The organism is Chitiniphilus eburneus (assembly GCF_005048205.1).
Lineage (GTDB): Bacteria > Pseudomonadota > Gammaproteobacteria > Burkholderiales > Chitinibacteraceae > Chitiniphilus > Chitiniphilus eburneus.
On sequence record NZ_SUMF01000007.1, the window covers coordinates 51693 to 68172 of the forward strand.

Here is a 16480-nt window from a genome sequence, read left to right on the forward strand (position 1 = left end):
TTACATCGGGTGGTGAACATATCATCTGCCACAACGGCCACGCAAGGCAGAGCAAGGGCTCGGCGCGCGGTGTTGCAGATATGGCAAAGACCCTCAATTTCGACAGGGCAACCCCCAACAACACAACAATTACTTAGTCAAGCACGACCAATCCGAAAAGAATACCGAACATCTGCTAATTAGCATTCAATTTGCCGTCGGGAAGGAACAGATTGCAGTTGCCAGTGGGAAAACGCCCAGTCCCAGCAGTCGGCGGCACTTGCCCGTATCAACGTAACCGGCGGTCGCTGCCCCAGCAGCACCAACACTCTATATAGCGTCTCGCTCACCCGATCCGGGTCCAAAGGTGCAGCCAGGGTCTGCTTGCTGAGTTTCTCACCGGCTTCATTGACCAGCACGGGGATATGCGCATAGTGCGGCTGCGGGAAACCCAGCAGACGCTGCAAGTGGATTTGTCGCGGCGTGGAATCCAGCAGATCGGCACCCCGCACCACGGCGTTGACTCCCTGCTCGGCATCATCGACCACCACTGCCAATTGATAGGCAAACAGTCCATCGCCGCGGCGTACGACGAAATCCCCGACATCGCTTTGCAGACGCTGGCCGCATTCGCCCTGCACCGCATCGGGGAAAACGACCGGCTCGTCGTCGACCCGCACCCGCCAGGCCCGCAATGGCCGGCCTGGCGCCATCCCGGTACGACAGGTGCCAGGATAGACCGGCCCCTCTATGCCGGCATGGGCAATCGCCGCCACCTCCTTGCGCGAGCAACTGCATGGATACACGGCCCCGGATGCCATCAGGCGTGCCAGCGCCGCTTCGTATCGATCAATGCGGTCGCTTTGCCGGATGGGCTCCTCATCCCACTGAAAGCCATACTGCTCCAGCACGGCGATGATGCCGGCCGCGGCACCCGCCATCATCCTGGGCGGATCGAGGTCCTCGATGCGCAGCAACCAATCGCCCCCTCGCACCTTTGCCTCCAGATAACTGGCGACCGCGGCCATCAGCGAACCAAGATGCAGTGCACCGGTGGGACTGGGCGCAAAACGGCCTCGATAGCGCGGCATGTGACTCGAAACGGAACTGGCTCCCACGTTGTTACTCTTGTTGCGGCAGGCTTTGATAAAATAGCGGGCTATTTTCCGGCATTCGCCCGTTCTTCAGAAAGGATTTCCTTCATGACCTACGTAGTCACCGACGCCTGTGTGAAGTGCAAGTACACCGATTGCGTGGATGTCTGTCCCGTCGATTGCTTTCACGAAGGCCCCAATTTTCTGGTGATCGATCCGGACGAATGCATCGATTGCACGCTGTGCGTCGCGGAATGCCCGGTCGAGGCGATCTACGCGGAGGACGACGTGCCTGAGAACATGCTCGACTATATCCCGCTGAACGCCGAGCTTGCCAAGGAATGGCCCACCATCGTCGAGAAGAAGGATCCGCTCGCCGACCACGAGGAATGGTCGGGGGTGACCGGCAAGATTCACCTGGTGGAACGCTGATCCCGCCGGCAAACCGCCCCGGGCCACGGCACCGCGCCATGAATCTGGCCCCCACTTGAGGCGGCTCGCGAAAACGTACTATACTCGCGGGCTTACTTCCCTTGCCTGACCGGCGTCGCTGACGGCAGGCTGTAACCCACAAGGAGCATCCATGCGACATTACGAAATCGTGTTCATCGTACACCCCGATCAAAGCGAGCAAGTGCCCGCCATGATCGATCGCTACAAGGCCATCATCACCGCCGGCAACGGCAGCGTGCATCGCCTGGAAGACTGGGGCCGCCGCCAACTGGCCTACCCGATCCAGAAGATCCACAAGGCCCATTACGTGCTGATGAACATCGAGATCGGCCAGGAAACCCTGGACGAACTCGAACACGCATTCAAGTTCAACGACGCAGTACTTCGCCACCTGACCATCAAGATGGAACACGCCGTGACCGACGCGTCCCCGATGATGAAGGAAGAAAAGTCCAAGTCGCTGACGTCCCCGGCCCTGGAAGGTCAGGTCGCGGCCTAAGTGCTGTCACGCAACCGAGTGGTTCTGGGCGGCACGCTGAGCGATTTGCCTGCCCTGCGTTATACCCCGGCCGGCGTTGCGATCCAGGAACTGGCGATCAGCCATGAATCGCAGCAGCAGGAAAACGGCGCCGAGCGCCGGGTTCTGGCAACGGTAAAGGCTGTAGCGGTCGGACAGACGGGCATGGCGCTCAGTCGTCTGAAACCAGGTCAGGCATTGGTCGTGAAAGGCTTTCTGGCCGCATTCAGCCAGCGCTACCCGGACCGTATCGTGTTGCACATCGACGAATACGAATTGTTGAATTGAGGTAATTACCATGTCTCGCAATCTCTTCAAGCGGAAAAAATTCTGCCGCTTCACCGCCGAAGGCATCAAGGAAATCGACTACAAGGACATCGGTATCCTGAAGGATTTCATTGCTGAAAACGGCAAGATCATCCCGGCCCGCATCACCGGCACCAAGGCTCGCTATCAGCGCCAGCTTTCCGCCGCCATCAAGCGCGCCCGTTTCCTGGCCCTGCTGCCGTACACCGACCTGCACTGATCCGGGGAGAACAAGAACATGCAAATCATTCTGCTCGAGAAAGTAGCCAACCTGGGTTCCCTGGGCGACGTGGTCAAGGTCAAGGACGGCTTTGCCCGCAACTTCCTGATCCCCCAAGGCAAGGCCAAGCGTGCCAACGAAGCCAACCTGAAGGAATTCGAAGCTCGCCGCGCCGAGCTGGAAGCCCGTCAGGGCGATATCCTCGCTGCTGCCCAGGCCCGTGCTGAAAAGCTGCAGGACGCCGAGATCACCATTTCGCAAAAAGCGGGTGTCGATGGCCGTCTGTTCGGCTCGGTGACCACCGCCGACATCGCCGAAGCAGTGACCGCGTCCGGCGTGGCCGTGAAGAAGTTCGAAGTGCGTTTGCCCGAAGGCCCGCTGAAGGCCATCGGCGAATACAACATCACCCTGTCGCTGCATCACGACGTCAACGTCGAAGTGCGCGTGGTGGTGGTTGGCGAAGCCTGATCCAGATCGGTTATCGCTGCTGCACCACCCGAAACGGAGGAGTCCCTGGACTCCTCCGTTTTTTTATTGACGCACGCGGCAGCGCGACGCCACGGCCCTATAATCAACGGCTAAAGCATCAAAAATCCCACATCGCCGCCCGCAATGCCTACACAAAGCAATCCAACCGAAATCGCCCGCGAGACGCTCAAGCAGCTTGCGATGCGTCGCATGGTGCCCACGCCGGATCATTACGGGGAGATCTACCACGCGATCGCCGGCACCCCGGAAGCGGAACGGCTGCATCCCTTGCTGCCTTCGCTGGAGAAAATGCTGCTCGCCCTGCCCCGCCAGACGCCCGAACTGCGGCGCTGCATGGACGCAATGCGCGAAGCCACTCGCGAAGGCAACTGGGACAAGGTGCCCGAACTGCTGCTTCGCGCCATGCAGCAGCAGAATGGGCAAGCGCATCTGGCACGGGGGTGGGCGGATCTGATCCGTGAACTGATCCGGCAATGGGATGCGCGCAGCGGGGGCTATACGCTCGGGCAGAAGCGCGAGTCGCTGCAACGGGTGCTGATCAACTTCAGTAACAACGCCGAGGATTTGAACGAAAAGCTGGATAGCCTGGTTCAGGCCTGGAGCCAGTCTACCCCGGACAGCAGTTTTTCCGAGGCGCTGGGTGGCCCCATGATGGGCGGTGGCGCCGACATGGTGCCCGAAGGCAGCATTGCCTGGGCGGACTGGCGCGATGCCCTGGCGGGTACGCTGGAAATCGGCGTAGCCGGCCGGCTGACCGCCTATCCCGATCTCGCAGCCGAAACGCTGACCCTGGCCAACGAAAACCGCGCCGTGGCCAGCGAGGCCGACCTGCAATTGCTGTTACCGCGGCTGAAGAAATTCTGGTTGCGGCTGGAACTGGCCAACGATCAGGAGCAACGCCTGTGCGATGGCCTGCTCAGCCTGTTGCGGCTGCTGGCCGACAACATGGGCGAACTGGTGGTCGAGGATGACTGGCTGCGGGGCCAGATCGCGGTGTTGCAGCACATCATGGCCCGCCCGCTCGACATGAACCTGATCTACGACGCCGAAATCGGGTTGAAGGAAGTGATCTACAAGCAGAGCCTGCTCAAGCAGAACCTGCTGGAAGCCCAAAGCGCGCTCAAGAGCATGATCGCCACCTTCGTCGATCGGCTGGGGTTTCTTTCCGATTCCACCAGCCAGTACCACAGCCGTATCAGCGGCTATGCCGAAGAAATCCAGCAGGCCAAGAATCTCTCCAGCCTGCGCAACGTGATGGAGCATCTGATCCAGGATACCCGCTCGATGCAACTGGACGTGCAGCGCAGCCGGGACGAACTGTTGCTGGCCCGGCAGCAGGCGGATCAATCGGAGGCACGCGCCAAGGAACTGGAGCGTGAACTGCGCCGGATCAGCGAGCAGGTCCGCGCCGACCAGTTGACCGGCGCCCTGAACCGGCGTGGCCTGGAGGAGAGCTTCGAAGTGGAGGCTGCGCGCATCGAGCGCACCGGCAGCCCGCTCGCGGTGGCGTTGCTGGATCTGGACAACTTCAAGCAGCTCAACGACGTACAGGGCCACGCAGCGGGCGACAGCGCGCTGGTGCACCTGGTGCGCGTCATCACCGACATGCTACGCCCCACCGATATCGTGGCACGTTATGGTGGCGAGGAATTCGTGCTGTTGCTGCCCGATACCGACCTCGACGCCGCCGTACAGGTGTTGCAACGCCTGCAACGCGAGCTGACGCGTCGCTTTTTCCTGCACGAAAACCGCAAGCTGCTGATCACCTTCAGCGCGGGCGTGACGCTCGCCAAACCGGGCGAGGACCGCTTCAAGGTCATCACCCGCGCCGACGAAGCAATGTATCGGGCCAAGCAGGCCGGCAAGAACCGGGTGGAAGTGGGCGCCTGAAACCATCCAGAAAAAACCGGGCCACACATGGCCCGGCTTTGTCTTGCTGAACGCGCATCGGCAGCCGGGCATTCAGGCGAACAGTTCTTCCGGATGAACCACCGCCGTGCCGAGCTTGCCGACGACGATGCCCGCAGCGCGATTGGACCACTCCATTGCAGCCGGCAGATCCAGCCCCGCCGCCAGCATCAGCCCCAGGGTTCCGATCACGGTATCGCCCGCGCCCGACACGTCGTATACCTCGCGCGCCACGGTGGGGATGTGATGGTCCGCCTGCGCGGCGAACAGGCTCATCCCCTCCTCGCTACGGGTCACCAGCAGGGCATCGAGTTGGAGCTCGTTTCGCAACGCGCGCGCGCGGCTGGCGAAATCGGCATCGTCACGCCATTGTCCGGCAACCTGCCGGAACTCGGCCCGATTCGGCGTCAGCAAGGTGGCACCACGGTAGTGCCCGTAGTCGTCCCCTTTCGGATCGACCAGCACCGGTTTACCGGCCTCGCGCGCCGCCGCGATCATCGCCTCCACATGCTTCAACCCGCCCTTGCCGTAATCCGACAGGATCACCACATCGGTCGTGGCCAGTTGCTGGCGAAACTCATCCAGCTTGCTGGCCAGCACCTCATGGCTGGGCATCTCCTCGAAGTCGATGCGCAGCAACTGTTGTTGCCTGGCCAGGACGCGCAGCTTGACCGTCGTCGCGATCTGCGGATCGCGATGCAGATGGGTCGTCACCCCGTTCTCGCGCAACAGCCGCTCCAGGCTCGATGCCGGCTCGTCATCGCCGACCACCGCCAGCAGCGTCGCCCGGCCGCCCAGCGCCGCGATATTGCGAGCAACGTTGGCCGCGCCACCGGCCCGCTCTTCGGTGCGCCGGATACGCGCCACCGGCACCGGCGCCTCTGGCGAAATGCGCTCCACATCACCGAACCAGTAACGATCCAGCATCACATCGCCCACCACCAGCACGCGAGCGCCGGCGATGGACTGCTTCAGGTTGGCAAGCTCAGTGGCGTCCAATGGCGTCATAGTCGATTCCGTATGCCTTGACCGTTTGCGGGTCGAACAGATTGCGCCCGTCGATGATGACGGGTTGCTTCAACAACGATTTGACACGCTCGAAGTCGGGCGCCTGGAACTCCTTCCATTCGGTCACCACCAGCAATGCATCCGCGTTGTCGAGGGCAGCCATCGGGCTGGCCGCGTAGTCGATGCGTTCGCCCAGGATGCGGCGCGCTTCCTTCATCGCGACCGGATCGAATGCGCACACCGTGGCGCCGCGCGACAACAGTTCCTGCACGATCACCAGGCTGGGTGCTTCACGCATGTCGTCGGTGCGCGGCTTGAATGCCAGCCCCCACAGTGCAAAACGCTTGCCCGTCAGGTCATCGCCAAAGCGCGCCACCACCTTCTGCACCAGACGCAACTTCTGCGCATCGTTCGCGGCCTCCACGGCCGTGAGCACCTGCAGATCCATGCCGTTTTCCTGTGCCGAGCGACACAGCGCCTTCACGTCCTTGGGGAAGCAGGACCCACCGTAGCCCACCCCGGGATACAGGAAGCTGTAGCCGATGCGCGGATCGGAGCCGATCCCGCGCCGGACCAGCTCGATATCCGCACCCAGCACTTCGGCGAGATTGGCCAGCTCGTTCATAAAGGAAATACGCGTGGCCAGCATCGCATTGGCCGCGTATTTGGTCAGTTCGGCCGAACGTACATCCATCACCAGCGTGCGATCATGGTTGCGCTGGAACGGCTGGTAGATGGCGCGCATCGCGTGGATCGCGCGTTCGTCGTCGGCACCGACCACGATGCGGTCGGGCTTCATGAAATCTTCGACCGCCGCACCTTCCTTGAGAAATTCGGGATTCGACACCACGCTGAACGGCAGTTCGACACCACGCTCGCGCAGCGTCTCGCCGATGGCGGCCTTCACCTTGTCGGCGGTACCGACCGGTACCGTGGATTTATCCACCACCACCTTGTAATCGGTCATGTATCGCGCGATGTTGCGCGCCGCCGCCAGCACGTATTGCAGGTCGGCCGAGCCGTCCTCGTCCGGTGGCGTGCCCACTGCGATGAACTGCACGGTACCATGCGCAACCGATTCCACGATGTCGGTGGTAAAACGCAGCCGGCCGGCGGCGGCGTTGCGCTGCACGATCTCTTCCAGGCCCGGCTCGTAGATGGGAATCTCTCCGCGCTGCAACATCTCGATCTTGCGCGGGTCCAGATCCAGGCAGAGTACGTCGTTGCCGTGCTCGGACAGGCAGGCGCCGGTCACCAGGCCGACATAGCCCGATCCGATGATGGTGATTTTCATGCTGTGGCCTCGATAGATTGTCGAATCCGTTGCAACGTGGCGACCGGGTCGTCACTACGGGTAATGGGACGGCCGATGACCAGGTAATCGGCGCCGGCCGCGACCGCCGCCTGCGGCGTCATCACGCGCGATTGATCGTCCAGGCTGGCATCGGCCGGGCGGATGCCCGGGGTGACCAGTTTGAAGTCCTGCCCGCAGGCGGCCTTGAGCAGTCCCGCTTCCTGCGCCGAGCACACCACGCCATCCAGGCCACAATCGCGCGTGAGACGCGCCAGGCGCTCGACCTGGACTTCCGGCGCCGGCAAGCCGATCTCGGCAAGCTGGGCCGCGTCCATGCTCGTCAGCACCGTCACCGCGATCAACAGCGGACGCTGCGGCAGCGCTTCGAGCGCCTCGCGCGTGGTCTCCATCATCCTGCGTCCGCCCGAGGCGTGGACATTGACCATCCACACGCCCAACGCCGCCGCAGCCTTGCAGGCCTGGGCCACCGTGTTGGGGATATCGTGGAACTTGAGGTCGAGAAATACCTCGAAGCCGCGCGCAACCAGTTGCTCCACCAGTTGCGGCCCGGCGACGGTGAACAGCTCCTTGCCGACCTTGAGCCGGCACAGCGCCGGCGATACGCGCGCGGCAAAAACGAGCGCGCCGGCAGCGTCCGGGTAATCCAGCGCAACGACGATGCGCGAATCGGAAACGGTCATGGGTGTGTGACTCGGAAAAGGGAAATCAGGCGGCACCGCGATTCTTGCGGCCGCGCACCGGCGGGTAGGTTTCCCACTCGGAGCAGGCCGGGCAGTGCCAGAAGTACTGGCGGGCCTTGAAGCCGCAGGTGCTGCAATAGTAGAGGGTCTGTTCGCGCGTGGCTTCGGTCAGCAGCTTGCCGATGATTTCCAGCTCGTACTTCTGCTCGTCGGGCGCGACCAGCAGATGCGCTTCCAGCACTTTGCGCAGCCCCGGCATGGTCGGGTGCGCCTTGAGCTGTTCGCGTACGAACTCATAGGCCGCATCCATGCCACGCTGCGCCATCAGGCGCTCGTAAACCAGATCGAGCACGTCCAGCTCCGGATACTGCTGGAGCAGGCGCATCAGCAGTTGCGTACCCTCCTCGTTCTTTCCCAGCGCGTCGTAGGCCGACAGCAGCTTGCGGGCAACCAGCGCCAGCGCCAGCACGTCCTGGCTCTCGATCTCCAGCCAGAGCCGGATCGCGTCGTCCACCTTGCCGGCCGCCTGTGCGATCTCGCCCAGCAACAGCTTGGCACGCGCGCATTGGCGGTTTTCGGCCAGCGCCGCCTCCAGGTGTTCGAGCGCCGGTTCCGGCAGGGAACGGGCAAATGCCTGTTCCGCCAGTTCGCAATGGAACTGGGCGATTTCATGCTGGTAACTGTGGCTTTCATCGCGCATCTGCTGCGCGATGTCGATCGCCTTCTGCCAATCCTTTTCCTGCTGGTATACCGCCAGCAGTTCGCTGCGCGCCTGCCGCGCATATTCGGTGTTCTGCAACTCGGTCAACAGCGATTCGGCGCGGTCGAACAGGCCGGCCTTCAGGAAATCCTTGGCCAGCTCGAACTGCGCCGATTGCTTTTGCGTATCGGTCAGATCACGTCGCGCCAGCAATTTCTGGTGCATGCGGATCGCGCGTTCCAGCTCGCCCCGTCGGCGGAACAGATGGCCCAGGGTGAATTGCAGGTCAACGGTTTCGGCGTGATGGCGGGCGATATCCACATAGACATCCACCGCCTGGTTGGTCTGCCCGTTGAGCAGGAAATTGAGGCCCTTGAAATAAGCGGCGGGCAGCGAGCGCGTCTCGGAAAGAACGTGCTTGATGTCGATGCGCGCAGCCAGCCAGCCCAGGCCAAAAAAGACAGGCAGGGCGATCAGCCACCAGTAGGGAAAATCGGACATGTCGAAGCGTCGGTTGTTGCGCGATCAGACGGCGTCGCGCGGCTGTTCGAGCAGAGGATCGGGTGCTGCGGGGTGAATGGGCGCCGCCCGGTTGCGCAGTTCCTTGCGCAGGGCGACCAGCTCGCGCCGCTGGCGCACCACCTGGCCGAGCGCTGCGGTCAGCCCCAGCAGGGCGCCGAGGATGAAGAAGGCCAGCAGGACCAGGGCCAACGGCGCCTCCCAGCTATACCCCAGGAGGAACTTCAAGGCGACCGGCTCGGCGTTGTGCATGGCGAAAACGAACAGCACGACGAACAGCAGAAACTTGATCAGCCAGAGCAGATAGCGCATGGGCGGGCTCGCATGGTTCCAGGTGCCGCCATTGTAGCCGATTCGTCAGGTTACAGCCCATGCGGGAAGGCGCGGCTTTACGAATCGCAGGTAACGCCTTTTGCCGGCGCCATGGGTGCGCAGGTAAAAAAAACGGCACGCTTACGCGTGCCGTCTGTTCTCCAGCCTGCCGGGCTACAGCAGCGCGTCGACGCGCTCCCGCAGCTCCTTGCCGGCCTTGAAGTGAGGGACGAACTTCTCCGGAACCTCGACTTTGCTGCCGGATTTCGGATTGCGCCCCGTCCGTGGAGGACGATAGTTGAGGTCGAAGCTGCCGAAGCCGCGAATCTCGATGCGACGGCCTTGAGCCAGGCTCTTGCCCATCGCATCCAGAATGGTCTTGACGGCCAACTCAGCATCTTTTGCCACCAACTGCGGATAGCGGTCGGTGAGCTTGGCGATGAGTTCGGACTTGGTCACGACAACGATCCCTTATTCGGCGGAGCCGGAAAGCTTGGCTTTCAGCAACGCGCCCAGGTTGGTCGTGCCGGCGGTGGCGTCGGACGACAGCTGGCTGATGGCAGCCTTCTCTTCGCCCAGGTCCTTGGCCTTGATCGACAGGTTGATCGAACGGTTCTTGCGATCAACGTTGATGATCATGGCTTCGACTTCGTCGCCTTCCTTCAGCACGGTGCGGATGTCTTCCACGCGGTCGCGGGAAACCTCGGTTGCGCGCAGGTAGCCTTCCACGTCGTCGGTCAGGGCAATCACGGCACCCTTGGCGTCCATCGACTTGACGGTACCCTTGACGATGGCACCCTTGTCGCTGGTCGAGACGAAGTTGTTGTACGGATCGCCTTCCAGTTGCTTGATGCCCAGGCTGATGCGTTCCTTGTCGGTATCGATCGACAGGACCAGCGCCTCGACTTCGTCGCCCTTCTTGAACTGGCGCACGGCTTCTTCGCCGGCCACGTGCCACGACAGGTCGGACAGGTGAACCAGGCCGTCGATGCCGCCCGGCAGGCCGACGAACACGCCGAAGTCGGTGATCGACTTGATCGCGCCCTTCAGCTTGTCGCCCTTCTTGAAGTTCTCGGCAAACTCGTCCCACGGGTTGGCCAGGCATTGCTTCATGCCCAGGCTGATACGACGCTTTTCTTCGTCGATGTCGAGGATCATCACTTCGACTTCGTCACCCAGCGACACCACCTTGGACGGATGGACGTTCTTGTTGGTCCAATCCATTTCGGAGACGTGCACCAGGCCTTCGATGCCTTGTTCGATCTCGACGAACGCGCCGTAGTCGGTCAGGTTGGTGACCTTGCCGAACAGGCGGGTGCCTTGCGGGTAGCGGCGCGACAGGCCCACCCACGGATCTTCGCCCAGTTGCTTCAGGCCCAGCGAAACGCGGTTCTTTTCCTGGTCGAACTTGAGGACCTTGGCTTCCACTTCGTCGCCCACGGCGAGCACTTCGCTCGGGTGCTTGACGCGGCGCCATGCCAGGTCGGTGATATGCAGCAGGCCATCGATGCCGCCCAGGTCGACGAATGCGCCGTAGTCGGTGATGTTCTTGACCACACCCTTCACCACCACGCCTTCCTTCAGGGTTTCGAGCAGCTTCTGACGCTCTTCGCCCAGGCTTTCTTCCAGCACGGCACGACGGGAAACGACCACGTTGTTGCGCTTGCGGTCGAGCTTGATCACCTTGAATTCGATTTGCTTGCCTTCGAACGGGGTGGTGTCCTTCACCGGACGGATATCGACGAGCGAACCCGGCAGGAAGGCGCGCAGGCCGCTGACCATCACGGTCAGACCGCCCTTCACCTTGCCCGAGATCACGCCGGTCATCACGGCGCCCTTCTCCAGGGCATCTTCCAGTTCGATCCACGAGGCCAGACGCTTGGCCTTTTCACGCGACAGCTTGGTTTCGCCGTAGCCGTTCTCGAGGCTGTCGATCGCCACCGGAACGAAATCGCCGACCTTGACTTCAACTTCGCCACGGTCGTTCTTGAATTCTTCCAGGGGGATCAGGGATTCGGACTTCAGGCCGGCATTGACGGTGACGAAATTGTTGTCGACACCGACGACCTCCGCGGTGATCACCTCGCCAGAACGCATTTCCTGGTTCTTGAGGCTTTCCTCGAACAGGGCGGCAAAGCTCTCCATGGAGCCGGACAGAGTAGCAGTAGTCATTGAAGGAGTTTTCCAAACACTCCCGTGTGGAACGCGGGAGCAGGGGTTCGTTGCAATTTGCCGGCCACGCCTTGCGCGCCGCCGGCACCTATTACCCGTCGCAAGACGGGCAATCAAAGGATTTTAGAGATTTCTCTTTTACTGATCAAGTGTTTACACAGCGCCGCGCACTTCGGACCACCAGGCAAGCACTTGCGCCACCGCTTCATCGATGCCCAGCTTGCTGGTATCCAGCAGGCGCGCGTCCGGCAATTGCACCAATGGCGCCACGGCCCGGGCGCGGTCACGCTCGTCGCGCGCACGCAGGTCATCGGCGATCGCGGTCAGGTCGGCCTCTTCGCCGCGCTCCGCCAATTGCTTGTAGCGGCGCTCGGCGCGGACTTCGGCGCTGGCGGTGAGGAAAACCTTCAGCGCCGCGTCGGGAAACACCACCGACCCCATGTCGCGCCCATCGGCCACCAGGCCAGGCATGCGGGCAAAGGCGCGCTGGCGCTCCAGCAGGGCGGCCCGCACGGCCGGCAACGCGGCGACGCGTGACGCGCCCACGCCGATGTCCTCGCTGCGGATGGCATGCGCCACCTCGGCGCCGTCCAGCAATACGTGTTCGCCTTCGAAAACCACGTCCAGCGCCACAGCCACACCGGCGACGCCGACCTCGTCGTCCCAGTTGATGCCGCGCCGCCCGGCCGCCAGGGCGGTCAGGCGATACAAGGCGCCCGAATCGAGGAAGTGGAAACCCATCGCTTCGGCCACGCGTTGCGCAACACTGCCCTTGCCGGATGCCGACGGCCCATCGATGGCGATGATGGGAACCAGATTCATGTTCGTTCTCCCAGACCCGCGCGTTCGGCCAGCGGCGGCCACCTGGCCACAACATCGACGGACGCGGCAAAAAAGAAGACCGGCAGGGGTTTCCTGCCGGTTCGGTCGATTGTAGCCCGGTTTCGCGTCGGGTTCACATAGGACGATGCTCATACGCCACACCCGGCCACGCCGGTGCAAACCCGCCGATATCAGTGGCTCAAGCCAGGATCGCCTCGATGGCCGCAAGCTCCTCGGCGCTGAACTCCAGGTTGTCGATGGCGCCCAGGTTTTCATGGATCTGCTCGACGCGGCTGGCGCCGATGATCACCGAAGTCACCGTACGCAGCGCCCAGGCCAGCGCCATCTGCGCCAGGCTCTGGCCGCGTGCCTGGGCGATCTTGTCCAGCTTTTGCACCTGCGCCAGCCGGGTCTGCACATTTTCCGGCGTGAGGAACGGATTATCCGCCGCCGCCGCACGCGAATCGCCCGGGATACCGCCCAGGTAGCGGCTGGTCAACAACCCCTGAGCCAGCGGGCAGAACGCGATGGAGCCGATACCCTCGTCACGCAGCACATCGGTCAGGCCGTTTTCGATCCAGCGATCGAACATGGAGAACGCCGGCTGGTGGATCAGGCAGGGCGTGCCCAGCTCGCGCAGGATGCGTGCCGCTTCGCGGGTCTGTTCCGGGGAATAGGACGAAATACCCACGTACAGCGCCTTGCCCTGCCGTACGGCGCTGTCGAGCGCACCCATGGTTTCCTCCAGCGGCGTCTCGGGGTCGGGGCGGTGCGAGTAGAACACATCGACGTAATCCACCCCCAGGCGCTTGAGGCTGGCATCCAGGCTGGCCAGCAGGTATTTGCGGCTACCCAGGTCGCCATAAGGGCCGGGCCACATTTCCCAACCAGCCTTGGTGGAGATCAGCAGTTCGTCACGGTACGGCTTGAGGTCGCTGGCAAGCAGGCGGCCGAAGGTTTCCTCGGCCGATCCGGGCGGCGGACCATAGTTGTTGGCAAGGTCGAAGTGGGTGATGCCGGCGTCGAAGGCGGCCAGCACCATATCGCGGCTGTTGCCATAGGGCTTGTTGGCGCCGAAGTTGTGCCACATGCCGAGCGAGATCGCCGGCAGCTTCAGCCCGCTACGGCCGCTGGCGCGATACGGCATACGGTCGTAACGAGCGGGATTGGCTTGATACACCATCATTGCTTCTCCTTGTCGCGCGCCTCCCAGGCCGTACGGGCCCGGCTGGCACGCTCGATGAATCCGGTCAGTGCATCGGCATCGCCCTGTTCGATCATGGCGATCAGCGCTTGCAGTTGCGCCACGTTGGCGCGCAAGTCATCAAGGATAGGCCGATTATTGGCCAGTGCGATGTCACGCCACATATCGGGGTGCGATCCGGCAATCCGGGTGAAGTCGCGAAATCCGGTTGCGGCGAAGTCTAGACAATTGGCAACGTTCTGCCGTTCGAGCAGCGCGTTCATGTAGGAAAACGCCAGCAGGTGCGGAACATGGCTGACGGCGGCGAAAATCGAATCGTGCTGGGCCGGCGCCATGCGGTATACCTCGGCGCCACACAACCGCCACAGCGCCTCGAGTCGAGCCACCGCCTCCGGCGCCGTTTCCGGCAGCGGCGTGAGGACCACGCGCCGTCCTTCATACAGGCCATACCGCGCCGCAGCCGCCCCCGACAGATCGGAGCCGGCAATGGGGTGCCCCGGTACGCACTGGGCCAGATGGTCGTTCAGGTATTGCCGGAACAAGGCAACCACGTCACCTTTGGTGGAGCCTGCGTCCGTCACCAGGCAATCGGGCGCCAGTCGGGGCGCGATCGCCTGCATCAACGGCCCCATCTGCCCCACCGGCGTGGCGATCAACACCAGATCGGCATCCTGGACCGCGCTGGCGGCATCGTGGCTGGCGCTGTCGATCACGCCCAGGTCCAGCGCGCGCTCTAGGTTGGCCATATTGCGGCCCACACCGACCACGTGCTCCACCTGCCGCATGCGCTTGAGCGCCAATGCGAACGAGCCGCCGATCAATCCCGTGCCCAGCAGCACGAGTTTGCGCACCATGGTGGTCATGCCTTGTCCGTCTGAAAGAAATGAAAGCCCGACATGGTAACCGATGCCGGGCGGGGCCACGTTCGGCGGCGACACGCCCTAGCGGGTTTCCTGCAACACTTCGATCAGCACCAGCCGGCGATCCGGCGCATCGGCCGGTGGGTTGTCCACCCGCTCTTCGCGCACCCGCACGATATAGGCCACGCCGGGTTGCGGCTCGAAACCCTCGATGCCCTGGTACAGCAGTTGCCAGTCCTGCTCCGGCGATTCACGCACTTGCAGGCACTCCATCTTGCCGACGCCGGAACAAGGGCGGGTTTCAGCCGCGATGCGCAGCACCTTTTCCGTTCCCGCGGCCCCACGGGTCAACTCGATCAATTCGCCCTTGGTCCCCCGCAGCACCACCGCCTTGCGCTCGCTGACTAGGCCAAAGGATTCGGCAGCCTGCAACGCGGCCAGCACATCGTGCTCCAGCATCTGGCGCTCCTGATCCAGGCACGCCATCCGCGTGCCGGCCAGCGGCCCGACCTCGATCCTGGCATTCATGTAGTGAATCCGGCCCATGAAGCGGTTACAGCCCGAGTAACCACTGATGCGATCGCCGTCGATATGCACCTCCAGGCGGTTGTCCACCGGCCGTTGCACGCGACCTTCGACCACCACGCGGGTGATGGCATAGTCGCCGTCCAGCAGCGAACGCGCCTGGGCGATCTGTACCAGCGAGGCCGCACCGATGGCCGCGATCAGCAAAGGAATACGCATCGTCTTTCTCCTTGTGGGATGAGGGGATGTCGGTTCGCGGCCGGTTGCCGCGTACCGTGGATCAGATGCTGCGGCCGATGGCGGTGGCAATCGCCCCCAGCGTGCCCATCAGCTTTTTCAGTTCTTCCGGGCTCAGCGCCTGGTCGGCATCGCACCACGCATCGCAGGGATTGGGGTGCATCTCCACCAGCAGGCCGTCCGCACCGGCGGCGATGGCCGCCTGTGCCAGCGCCGGTACCATCCAGGCCTTGCCGCCGGCATGGCTGGGATCGACGATCACCGGCAGGTGGGTTTCACGCTTGAGTACTGGAATGGCGGTGACGTCGAGCACGTTGCGGTAGGCGGTCTCGAAGGTGCGGATGCCGCGCTCGCAGAAAATGATGTTGTGGTTACCGCCGGCGGCGATATATTCGGCCGCCATCAGCCATTCGGAGATGGTGCCCGACAGGCCGCGCTTGAGAATGACCGGCTTGTTGACCCGCCCTACTTCCTTCAGCAGATCGAAGTTCTGCATGTTGCGCGCGCCGATCTGGATCACATCGACGTCGTATTCCATGAAGGTGTCAAGCATGCGGATGTCCATCAGTTCGGTCACGATGGGCAGCTTGTGACGGCGGGCGGCGGCCTGGAAATACTCCAGCCCGGTCACGCCCAGGCCCTGGAAGGCGTAGGGGCTGGTGCGCGGCTTGAACGCACCGCCACGCATCAGGCGACAGCCCGCCGCAGCGACCGCGTCGGCGGCGATGTCCATCTGCTCCTGCGTTTCCACCGAACACGGCCCGGCGATCACCTGGATCTGCGGCCCGCCGATGCCGATGCCGCGCACCTTGACCACCGAACCCGCCGGGTGCGAATCACGCGAGACGATCTTGTACTGCTTGGTCACCCGGCTGACGCGTTCCACGCCCGGCAGGATTTCGAAGCGGCCGACGTCCAGTTTGTTCTCGTCGCCGATGGCGCCGATGATGACCAGTTCGGAACCGCGCGAAACATGCTCTTGCAAGCCGGAAGCGCGGATATGTTCGACGACCGATGCGACCTGTTCGTCGGTCGCGTGAAGTTGCATGACGATGATCATGGGATCTCTGCAATGGATGAGGAATAACCGGACATTAGGTGATGCACTGCCGCAATACTATTGGGACTAGCCCGGGAAGTCCCGGTGGGATTGCCATATT

At 62.9% G+C, this 16480-nt stretch carries 19 protein-coding genes; 6 read left to right on the plus strand and 13 right to left on the minus strand.

From position 1 onward, the window contains the following. Positions 1-179 precede the first annotated feature (179 nt). A complete protein-coding gene (gluQRS, locus tag FAZ21_RS08625; RefSeq protein ID WP_136772976.1) occupies positions 180-1070 on the minus strand; it encodes a tRNA glutamyl-Q(34) synthetase GluQRS in 891 nt (296 codons plus the stop codon). 111 nt (positions 1071-1181) lie between these two features. Between gluQRS and fdxA the strand changes: the two genes are divergently transcribed. The 6 genes from fdxA to FAZ21_RS08655 all read left to right on the plus strand — a co-directional run bounded on the left by fdxA (position 1182) and on the right by FAZ21_RS08655 (position 4948). After that, on the plus strand, positions 1182-1505 hold the full coding sequence (gene fdxA, locus FAZ21_RS08630; RefSeq protein ID WP_136772978.1) for a ferredoxin FdxA: 324 nt from the start codon (positions 1182-1184) through the stop codon (positions 1503-1505). Between the two features lie 151 nt (positions 1506-1656). Continuing rightward, a complete protein-coding gene (gene rpsF, locus FAZ21_RS08635) occupies positions 1657-2025 on the plus strand; it encodes a 30S ribosomal protein S6 (protein ID WP_136772980.1) in 369 nt (122 codons plus the stop codon). Continuing rightward, positions 2026-2331, plus strand: a complete 306-nt coding sequence (gene priB, locus FAZ21_RS08640) for a primosomal replication protein N (RefSeq protein WP_136772982.1) — start codon at positions 2026-2028, stop codon at positions 2329-2331. It abuts the gene before it with no gap. 10 nt (positions 2332-2341) lie between these two features. Further along, a complete protein-coding gene (rpsR, locus tag FAZ21_RS08645; RefSeq protein WP_018747972.1) occupies positions 2342-2569 on the plus strand; it encodes a 30S ribosomal protein S18 in 228 nt (75 codons plus the stop codon). An 18-nt stretch (positions 2570-2587) separates the two neighbouring features. Continuing rightward, a complete protein-coding gene (gene rplI / locus FAZ21_RS08650; protein WP_136772984.1) occupies positions 2588-3037 on the plus strand; it encodes a 50S ribosomal protein L9 in 450 nt (149 codons plus the stop codon). A gap of 144 nt (positions 3038-3181) precedes the next feature. Continuing rightward, positions 3182-4948: a GGDEF domain-containing protein gene (locus FAZ21_RS08655; protein ID WP_136772985.1), complete on the plus strand. Its 1767-nt coding sequence runs from the start codon at positions 3182-3184 to the stop codon at positions 4946-4948. A gap of 72 nt (positions 4949-5020) precedes the next feature. On the opposite strand, the gene rfaE1 is transcribed toward FAZ21_RS08655, so the two are convergent. From rfaE1 to aroF, 12 genes are all read right to left on the minus strand, one after another. Then, positions 5021-5974, minus strand: coding sequence for a D-glycero-beta-D-manno-heptose-7-phosphate kinase (gene rfaE1 / locus FAZ21_RS08660; RefSeq protein WP_136772987.1), 954 nt, complete (start codon positions 5972-5974; stop codon positions 5021-5023). Continuing rightward, the gene (locus FAZ21_RS08665; RefSeq protein WP_136772989.1) at positions 5952-7268 is read right to left on the minus strand and encodes a UDP-glucose dehydrogenase family protein; all 1317 of its coding nucleotides are present in this window, start codon (positions 7266-7268) and stop codon (positions 5952-5954) included. Before FAZ21_RS08665 ends, rfaE1 begins: the two co-directional genes overlap by 23 nt. Beyond that, complete coding sequence (gene pyrF / locus FAZ21_RS08670; RefSeq protein ID WP_136772991.1) at positions 7265-7969, minus strand: orotidine-5'-phosphate decarboxylase; 705 nt, start codon at positions 7967-7969, stop codon at positions 7265-7267. The genes FAZ21_RS08665 and pyrF overlap by 4 nt, the downstream gene beginning before the upstream one ends. 25 nt (positions 7970-7994) lie before the next feature. After that, on the minus strand, positions 7995-9170 hold the full coding sequence (gene lapB / locus FAZ21_RS08675; RefSeq protein ID WP_136772992.1) for a lipopolysaccharide assembly protein LapB: 1176 nt from the start codon (positions 9168-9170) through the stop codon (positions 7995-7997). A 24-nt stretch (positions 9171-9194) separates the two neighbouring features. After that, a complete protein-coding gene (locus FAZ21_RS08680) occupies positions 9195-9500 on the minus strand; it encodes a LapA family protein (RefSeq protein WP_136772994.1) in 306 nt (101 codons plus the stop codon). Positions 9501-9674: 174 nt separating this feature from the next. Continuing rightward, positions 9675-9959, minus strand: coding sequence for an integration host factor subunit beta (locus tag FAZ21_RS08685; RefSeq protein ID WP_018747980.1), 285 nt, complete (start codon positions 9957-9959; stop codon positions 9675-9677). 12 nt (positions 9960-9971) lie between these two features. Then, positions 9972-11645: a 30S ribosomal protein S1 gene (rpsA, locus tag FAZ21_RS08690; RefSeq protein ID WP_136773118.1), complete on the minus strand. Its 1674-nt coding sequence runs from the start codon at positions 11643-11645 to the stop codon at positions 9972-9974. A 180-nt stretch (positions 11646-11825) separates the two neighbouring features. Beyond that, positions 11826-12494 (minus strand): (d)CMP kinase, encoded by a 669-nt coding sequence (gene cmk / locus FAZ21_RS08695; RefSeq protein WP_136772996.1) that lies wholly within the window; start codon positions 12492-12494, stop codon positions 11826-11828. A gap of 199 nt (positions 12495-12693) precedes the next feature. Further along, the gene (gene mgrA, locus FAZ21_RS08700; RefSeq protein WP_281279746.1) at positions 12694-13680 is read right to left on the minus strand and encodes an L-glyceraldehyde 3-phosphate reductase; all 987 of its coding nucleotides are present in this window, start codon (positions 13678-13680) and stop codon (positions 12694-12696) included. Further along, on the minus strand, positions 13677-14561 hold the full coding sequence (locus tag FAZ21_RS08705; RefSeq protein ID WP_136772998.1) for a prephenate dehydrogenase: 885 nt from the start codon (positions 14559-14561) through the stop codon (positions 13677-13679). The genes mgrA and FAZ21_RS08705 overlap by 4 nt, the downstream gene beginning before the upstream one ends. A 78-nt stretch (positions 14562-14639) precedes the next feature. After that, positions 14640-15302 (minus strand): META and DUF4377 domain-containing protein, encoded by a 663-nt coding sequence (locus FAZ21_RS08710; protein WP_136773000.1) that lies wholly within the window; start codon positions 15300-15302, stop codon positions 14640-14642. A 61-nt stretch (positions 15303-15363) separates the two neighbouring features. Continuing rightward, positions 15364-16368: a 3-deoxy-7-phosphoheptulonate synthase gene (gene aroF, locus FAZ21_RS08715; protein ID WP_246038564.1), complete on the minus strand. Its 1005-nt coding sequence runs from the start codon at positions 16366-16368 to the stop codon at positions 15364-15366. Positions 16369-16480 lie beyond the last annotated feature (112 nt).

Bases quoted from the DNA above. Each gene is read 5' to 3' on its own strand.
- gluQRS (WP_136772976.1), bottom strand. From the start codon at position 1,070: ATGCCGCGCTATCGAGGCCGTTTTGCGCCCAGTCCCACCGGTGCACTG.
- fdxA (WP_136772978.1), top strand. From the start codon at position 1,182: ATGACCTACGTAGTCACCGACGCCTGTGTGAAGTGCAAGTACACCGAT.
- rpsF (WP_136772980.1), top strand. From the start codon at position 1,657: ATGCGACATTACGAAATCGTGTTCATCGTACACCCCGATCAAAGCGAG.
- rpsR (WP_018747972.1), top strand. From the start codon at position 2,342: ATGTCTCGCAATCTCTTCAAGCGGAAAAAATTCTGCCGCTTCACCGCC.
- rplI (WP_136772984.1), top strand. From the start codon at position 2,588: ATGCAAATCATTCTGCTCGAGAAAGTAGCCAACCTGGGTTCCCTGGGC.
- FAZ21_RS08655 (WP_136772985.1), top strand. From the start codon at position 3,182: ATGCCTACACAAAGCAATCCAACCGAAATCGCCCGCGAGACGCTCAAG.
- rfaE1 (WP_136772987.1), bottom strand. From the start codon at position 5,974: ATGACGCCATTGGACGCCACTGAGCTTGCCAACCTGAAGCAGTCCATC.
- FAZ21_RS08665 (WP_136772989.1), bottom strand. From the start codon at position 7,268: ATGAAAATCACCATCATCGGATCGGGCTATGTCGGCCTGGTGACCGGC.
- pyrF (WP_136772991.1), bottom strand. From the start codon at position 7,969: ATGACCGTTTCCGATTCGCGCATCGTCGTTGCGCTGGATTACCCGGAC.
- lapB (WP_136772992.1), bottom strand. From the start codon at position 9,170: ATGTCCGATTTTCCCTACTGGTGGCTGATCGCCCTGCCTGTCTTTTTT.
- FAZ21_RS08680 (WP_136772994.1), bottom strand. From the start codon at position 9,500: ATGCGCTATCTGCTCTGGCTGATCAAGTTTCTGCTGTTCGTCGTGCTG.
- rpsA (WP_136773118.1), bottom strand. From the start codon at position 11,645: ATGGAGAGCTTTGCCGCCCTGTTCGAGGAAAGCCTCAAGAACCAGGAA.
- cmk (WP_136772996.1), bottom strand. From the start codon at position 12,494: ATGAATCTGGTTCCCATCATCGCCATCGATGGGCCGTCGGCATCCGGC.
- mgrA (WP_281279746.1), bottom strand. From the start codon at position 13,680: ATGATGGTGTATCAAGCCAATCCCGCTCGTTACGACCGTATGCCGTAT.
- FAZ21_RS08705 (WP_136772998.1), bottom strand. From the start codon at position 14,561: ATGACCACCATGGTGCGCAAACTCGTGCTGCTGGGCACGGGATTGATC.
- FAZ21_RS08710 (WP_136773000.1), bottom strand. From the start codon at position 15,302: ATGCGTATTCCTTTGCTGATCGCGGCCATCGGTGCGGCCTCGCTGGTA.
- aroF (WP_246038564.1), bottom strand. From the start codon at position 16,368: ATGCAACTTCACGCGACCGACGAACAGGTCGCATCGGTCGTCGAACAT.